We start from the raw sequence: 4998 nt of genomic DNA on the forward strand, positions 1-4998 counted from the left end.
CGAGCCGTCCCAGTGCGTCGGGACGCGTTCGGGCAGGGTCGAATAGACGACGAGAACAGTGACGAGCCAGACGGCCACGGCCCCACCGACGATCGCGCGCACGCCCCGGCTCATCGGTTCGGTCGGCAGCTGACGCGCCTGACGGGCCGTCTCGCGCAGTTGCTCGGGGTCGGGAAAGCCGGTGTCCCAGCGGGAGGTCTGCGTCACCACCTCACGCTATGCCACGCCCGGCACCTCTGGGGGAGACGGGCGCATCGACCCCGGCGCGACCCGTCCGGCGCATGGCCGGGTCGCCCTTCCCCCTGCCCACGGACGAAGGATCCGCGCGCACCTGAGAGACTGCGACGACCCGTCATGCCGTCGCGAAGGAGCATCGATGTCCGCTCTACGGGAACTAATGCAGCCGAGCCGCCTCACCGAGGTCGTCGACATCGGCGCGAACCCCCTGGTCGACACCCCGCCCTATCTGCCGATGCTGCGCGACGGTCTGTGCCGCGTCACCGGATTCGAGCCGCAACCCGACGCCCTCGCGCGTCTCGAGCGCGCCGCCGGGCCGCACGAGCGCTACCTGCCTGCGGCCATCGGTGACGGCGAGCGTCACACCCTGCACGTGTGCGCCGAATCGGGATTCACGAGCCTGTTCGAACCGGACGCCCCGCAACTCGACCTGCTCACCGACTTCCCGCGGCTCGCCGAGGTCGTCGACCGCGTCGACGTCGACACGACCCGCCTCGACGACATCACCGAGATCGAGTTGCTCGACCACCTCAAGATCGACGTGCAGGGCGCCGAGCTGATGATCTTCCGAAACGGCCGCGAGCGCCTGCGCACGGCGACGAGCATCCAGCTCGAGGTGAACTTTCACCGTCTCTACGTCGATCAGCCGACGTTCGCCGATGTCGACGTCGAGCTGCGCGCGCAGGGATTCGTGCCACAGGCGTTCGTCGCGACGAAGACCTGGCCGCTCGCGCCGGTGCAGTGGGCTGGTCGCGACGCGCCGACCGACGAGGCGCACGCACGTCAGCTCGTCGAGGCCGACATGCTCTACGTGCGCGATCTCGCCCGCCTCGAGAACGCCGAGACCGTCGACGACGAGGCACTCAAGCACCTCGCGCTCGTCATGCATCACATGTACGACCAGCACGGCGTCGCGCTGCTCGCTCTGCGCGAACTCATCCGTCGCGGAGCGCTCGACCCGTCAGCCGAGGCTGCCTACCGCAGCCACCCGGTCTGACGCGCGGAGCGACGCCACCCGGACGACGCCATCCGGCCGCCCGTCAAGCCCGCCGTCACACCCCGTCAGGCGGGCAGGTCGCGCATGCGGGTGAGCCAGTCGGCGACGAGGGCGCTGACGAGGTCGGGGCGTTCGTGGTGGGCGTTGTGGCCGGCGCCGTCGAGCGTCGCGAACGTGGCGCGCGGGTAGTGCTCGAGGTGGCGCAGCGCGTCGCCGAAGCCGACGAGGTGGTCCTGGCGGCCGGTGAGGATGAGCGTCGGTTTCTCGAAGGGCGCCTCGTCCTCGGGCTGCTCGCCCAGCTCGTAGTTCTCCGTCAGCTTCTTCATCGCGTCCTTGTCAGCCAGTTCGGCTCCGGGCGCGGCGAACTCGAGGAAGTGACGGGCTGTGTCGTCGCTCTGCACCACGGCGACGGCCGTGTAGTCGTCGGCCTTGTCCCCGACCTGGGCGACGGCGTCGTCATCGCGTCGCAGCACCGTCTGCTCCGGCGTCTTACGGGCATCGGAGTCCGCGACGAATACCGCCGCGAGCAGGCCCAACCCGAGCACCTGCTCGCGACGGCGGTGCGCGACAGCGCGGGCGACCATCCCGCCGAACGAGTCACCGAGGATGGCGAACGATACGTCACCGATCTGCTCGTCGACGAACGCAAGCACACGCTCGACGACGTCGTCGGTGCTCGCTGCGTCACCGATCGGGGTGCTGCCGAAGCCCGGCAGATCGGGATAGAGACGACGCCAGCCCGTCGTCGCGACGTCCTCGCGCGCCGCACCCGCGGTGAAGGCCGACTCCAACGGCAGCACGAGCCGGTGGTCGGCGTCGAAGCCGTGAAGCAGCACGATGGGGGTACCGGAGCCGTGTTCGACGAAGTTCATGCCACGAGCCTAGAGACCCGGGGCTCCGGCAAACAGCGAACAGCGAACAGCGAACAGCGAAAGACCATGCCGCACAGGACGAATGACACCTCGCCCCGGCAGGTCCGCGCGATATGTTGATCTGACGATGGATCTGCAGACGAACGACATCCTCACGGCCGAGGTAGGCCGGCGCATCTTCGACGCCGTCCTCACCCTCGATGAGGATGCGCTGCGCGCCGAGTTCGCTCGTGCTCGCGACGAACACGGCATCGATGCCCTCGTCGCCGACGTCCTCGTGCCCGCGCTGCACCACGTCGGCGTCATGTGGTCGGCCGGCGAACTCAGCGTCATGCACGAGCACCACGCGTCGAACATCGTCCGCTCCGTCGTCTCGGAGTTCAGAGGCGAGGCGGTTCGCACCGAGTCAGAGCGCGACGCGCGCCCCCGCGTCGTCCTGACGTGCCCGCCCGGCGAACTGCACGACCTGCCCAACCACCTGTTCTCGTCGATGCTCGTCGAACGTGGCTGGGCGCCGCTCGTGCTCGGCGCCAACACCCCGTGGGCCGCGACGAGTGCCGCCGTGCGCGCCACCAGCGCGCGGGCGTGCGTCATCTCGGGGATGAAGGCGACGTCGTTCGCGGCCCGCCGTTCGGAGCTGACGGTCATGGCGCGTTCGACACCCGTCTACGTCGCCGGCCCCGGCGCGACCCTCGCGGGCGCGCCCGGCGTCGTCGCCCTCGGGGACGACTGGCGCGAGGCCGCCGACGTCGTGACGGGCCGACTCGCTGCGCCTCTCGTCGACCCGGCGCGGGTACCTCGCCCGGCCTGAACGCACCCGATGGCGTGTGAGGGTCGACACATCATCGTCCCGGCTGATCCGCCGGCCAGCGGCGGCGCAGCGCCCCTCGGGCCCTCAGCTTCCTGAGGGGTTGCGCCGAAGCGGCTCCCAGCCTCGCCATCCCCTCAACGCCCTACGCGCACAGGCCGTTACGTCGTCTCACGACGTGGTCACCTGGCGTCCAAACCCCACCTTCGCAACCCGCGACGGCGGCGAATCGACAGTCGATCTTTTGTCAATCTGCTTGATTTGCAGCCAGATTGCTGTTTGGTGCCGGGTCGAGAACTCCCATAGCCTCGCGAAGAAACGTCAGACAACCGACCCACGTGTGAAAGGGGCAAACCACATGTTCGGACCGGACAGTGTTCGTCGACGATGGTCTGTCGACGAGGTGACGGTGACGCACCCCGACGTCATCAAGCGCGCCATCGGCGCCGCCGCGATCGGCAACATCACCGAGTGGTACGACTTCGGTGTCTACAGCTACATGGCGCTCACGATCGGTGACGTCATCATGCCGCTCGAGGGCTCCGCCGCGACGCTCATGACGTACGCGCTCATGGCCGTCGCCTTCCTCTTCCGCCCGCTCGGCGGCATCATCCTCGGCCCGCTGTCCGACCGCATCGGTCGCAACAAGGTCCTCGCGATGACGATGATCATGATGGCCAGCGCGACCGTCGCCATCGGCCTCATCCCGGACTACGCGCACGCCGGCGTCTGGGCCTGCGTCCTGCTGTTCCTGTGCCGCGTCCTGCAGGGCTTCTCGACCGGTGGTGAATACGGCAACGCGATGACGTTCATCGCCGAGTACGCGCCCGACAAGAAGCGCGGCTTCCTCGGCAGCCTCCTCGAGGTCGGCACGTTCACCGGTTACCTGCTCGGTGCCGGCATGTCGGCGCTCGTCATGGCGCTGTGCACGACCGATCAGCTGCACTCGTGGGGTTGGCGCCTGCCGTTCTTCCTCGCGTTGCCGCTCGGCTTCATCGGCGTCTATCTGCGTTCGAAGCTCGGCGACACCCCGGCGTTCGAGGCCCTCGAGGCCGAGTCGGAGCAGCGCGAGAAGGACAACAAGGTCTCGCTCAAGGACACGTTCAAGATGTGGCCCGCCATGCTCGTCTGCGGCGGCCTCGTCATCGCGTGGAACGTCACGAACTACATGCTGACGGCGTACATGCCGAGCTTCCTGTCGACGGTCACCGACCACAAGGGCGGCCAGGGCATCAGCGACAACATGAACAACGTCTCGCAGATCATCGTCATGGCGGTCTGCCTCGCGATCATCCCGCTCATCGGTCTGGCCTCCGACCGCATCGGGCGCAAGACGATCGTGCGCATCGGCTCCGTCATGCTGATCGTGCTGGCGTTCCCGTCGCTGATGCTCATCACGCGCAACACCGAGGGCTCCGTCATCGCGGGTCTCATCATCATGGGTCTGTCGCTCATCTGCTTCAGCGCCACGATGCCGTCGACGCTGCCGTCGCTGTTCCCGACGGCCGTGCGCGCCGGTGCGCTGTCGATCGCGTTCAACATCTTCATCTCCGCGTTCTGCGGCACGACGGCTCTCTACACGGGCGCTCTCGTCGACGCGACCGGCAACCTCATGTGGCCCGCGTACATCCTCATCATCGCGGGCGTCATCGGCCTCGTCTCGGTGCACTTCCTGCCCGAGTCGAACGGCCGACCGCTGTGGGGTTCGGCCCCGTCGGTCGAGCACGACCACGAGGCGCAGTGCGTCGTCAAGGATCTGCACGCCGAGGCCGACCAGCTCAAGGCCGCCGGCGTCCGTGAGGACGCTCCGTACGAGGAGGCCGACGAGGTGCTCACCAAGAGCTGAGCTACGCACCTCGTCGCATGCCGAGCGGGCCGCCCCTCCCACGTGGAGGGGCGGCCCGCTTCGTATGTGCGGGGCTGGACTGACGGGCTGAACGACAGGTACCCGCCGCGCGTCGCTCGCGTCCGTCGATCGTCTTGAACGCGTGTCGCGAATGCCCGGCTCGCCGAGGACGCTGCGGGCGCCCGCCGGAGCGGTGCGTCAGACTGAATGGCATGCCCTAGGCGGATTCAACTGGTCG

General features: G+C 68.4%; 5 protein-coding genes. 3 read left to right on the plus strand and 2 right to left on the minus strand.

Translation table 11 applies throughout. The features are described from left to right. On the minus strand, nt 1–207 hold a 207-nt coding region (locus B2284_RS13465), incomplete at its 3' end, for a DUF1648 domain-containing protein (RefSeq protein ID WP_286697638.1). A gap of 169 nt (nt 208–376) precedes the next feature. Here B2284_RS13465 and B2284_RS13470 point away from each other — a divergent pair. Beyond that, nucleotides 377–1234, plus strand: coding sequence for an FkbM family methyltransferase (locus B2284_RS13470; RefSeq protein WP_231729447.1), 858 nt, complete (start codon nt 377–379; stop codon nt 1232–1234). 65 nt (nt 1235–1299) lie between these two features. Here the strand turns inward: B2284_RS13470 and B2284_RS13475 are convergent, their stop codons facing one another. Continuing rightward, the gene (locus B2284_RS13475) at nt 1300–2106 is read right to left on the minus strand and encodes an alpha/beta fold hydrolase (protein ID WP_062257213.1); all 807 of its coding nucleotides are present in this window, start codon (nt 2104–2106) and stop codon (nt 1300–1302) included. 127 nt (nt 2107–2233) lie between these two features. On the opposite strand from B2284_RS13475, the gene B2284_RS13480 reads away from it, so the two are divergent. Continuing rightward, entirely contained in the window at nt 2234–2917 is a 684-nt protein-coding gene (locus B2284_RS13480) for a cobalamin B12-binding domain-containing protein (protein ID WP_062257211.1), read from the plus strand. 406 nt (nt 2918–3323) lie between these two features. Further along, entirely contained in the window at nt 3324–4760 is a 1437-nt protein-coding gene (locus B2284_RS13485) for an MFS transporter (protein WP_240742525.1), read from the plus strand. Nucleotides 4761–4998 lie beyond the last annotated feature (238 nt).

Origin of the sequence: Dermacoccus sp. UBA1591, from assembly GCF_002322065.1 — a bacterium.
GTDB lineage: Bacteria > Actinomycetota > Actinomycetes > Actinomycetales > Dermatophilaceae > Dermacoccus > Dermacoccus nishinomiyaensis.